2 protein-coding genes are annotated in these 1,848 nt (G+C 36.4%); both read left to right on the forward strand.

What is annotated here, in order from left to right; genetic code table 11:
- Positions 1–937: T9SS type A sorting domain-containing protein (locus tag AC22ZQ_RS14465; RefSeq protein WP_318959460.1), on the forward strand; the 937-nt coding region annotated here is incomplete at its 5' end.
- A 65-nt stretch (positions 938–1,002) separates the two neighbouring features.
- Positions 1,003–1,848: type IX secretion system outer membrane channel protein PorV (gene porV, locus AC22ZQ_RS14470; RefSeq protein WP_318959461.1), on the forward strand; the 846-nt coding region annotated here is incomplete at its 3' end.

Genomic DNA, 1,848 nt, shown 5'->3' on the forward strand with positions numbered 1-1,848 from the left:
AATAGAAAACACCATTTTCGATAAAAAGAAAGACTATGTTACCCTCGGGAATGACCTAGCAACACCGACCACTTACCAGCAACAAATTAACAAGTTATACAAAGGTAAAAGTACGGTAACCAATGGACAGTTTTCTTACGAATTCATAGTACCAAAAGACATCAATTACAATTTCGGCTTTGGTAAATCAAGTGATTACTTTTACAATACCACGCAGTCGGCAGGTGGTTCCAACCAGTTATTTTATGTGGGCGGGATAGATACTTCTGGTTTTGAAGATAACATAGGTCCAGAAATAGAATTATTCCTGAACGATGATTCTTTCGTTAACGGAGGCTTAAGTGATGAAACCCCAATTTTAAAAGCAACATTGTATGATGAAAGCGGTATCAACACCGTAGGGAATGGAATTGGACACAATATCACAGCCATCATAGACGAGGAGTCTTCTAACCTCATTGTATTGAATGATTTTTACGAGGCAGATTTAGACACCTACAAAAGTGGAACTTTAAGCTATCAATTGAATGAATTAGAACCAGGTAGACACACCCTTACCTTTAAAGCTTGGGACGTCAACAACAATTCAAGCGAAAAAACAATAGAGTTCATTGTACAAGAAAGAGAAGAAATTGCTTTGAAACATGTTTTGAATTACCCCAACCCTTTTACTACGAGCACGGAGTTCTTCTTTGAACACAATCAGGTAAGCACAACACTCGAGACACAAATAGAGATTTACACCGTTAGTGGAATATTGGTTAAAACCATCAATAAAGAAATTTTATCAGATGGATTTAGATCAGAAGGTATTAAATGGGACGGTTTAGATGAATTCGGAGACCAGTTAGCAAAAGGTCTTTACATATATAAAATCAAAGTGAGAACACCTGACGGGAAAGAGACAAGTGCGATAGAAAAATTATATCTTTTATAAGCCCTGTACAATAAAGGAATACTAATTCCGTATATTTGTCCAAGCTCATTTGAATGCAAAAAATAATGACAAAAAAATATTTAGCTTTTATAGCAACATCGCTATTAATATCAGGAAGTGTTTTCTCGCAAGGAGATAACGGTGGTGACGCACCTAAAACAGAAGACGAACTTCAATTGAACACGATTACTTCAGCAGTTCCTTTCTTACAAATTGTAACAGACTCAAGATCTGGAGCAATGGGAGATGCAGGTACAGCATTATCTCCAACTTATGCTTCTACTTTTTGGAATACATCTATGTTATCTTTTTCAGAAGATGAAGGAGCAATTGGACTTTCTTACTCACCTTGGTTAAGAAATATAACCAACGATGTAAGTATCTCTACTTTGTCTGGTTTCAAAAAATTAAATGCAAGAAGTACAGTTGGTGGATCCTTACGTTATTTCAATTTAGGTGAAATTACTTTTACTGATGCTAACGGTATGGAAACGCGTACTCACGTGCCTCAGGAATTTGAGATATTAGGAGCTTATGCGTTTAAATTGAACGACGAATTCTCACTCGGTTTAAATGGTAAATTCATTTACTCAAACTTAACGGCTGGTCAATCTGCTGCTGGGGCCATTACAACTCCAGGTATCGCAGGTGCTGCTGACCTTTCTTTCTCATATTTCAATCAGAATGTAAAATATGGTAGTACCAATGGAGCTCTGGCTTTTGGTTTAACAGTAAATAACCTAGGAAATAAAATTCAATACACCACAGAAAACGATAGAGATTTCTTGCCTACCAACTTAAAACTTGGAGCAGCGTTGACTTTTGACATTGACAAATTCAACACCATTACTTGGAATACAGATATCTCTAAATTATTGATTCCTACACCTCCTACTTACGTAAACTTAGAG

The sequence above is a fragment of the Lishizhenia sp. genome, assembly GCF_057456495.1.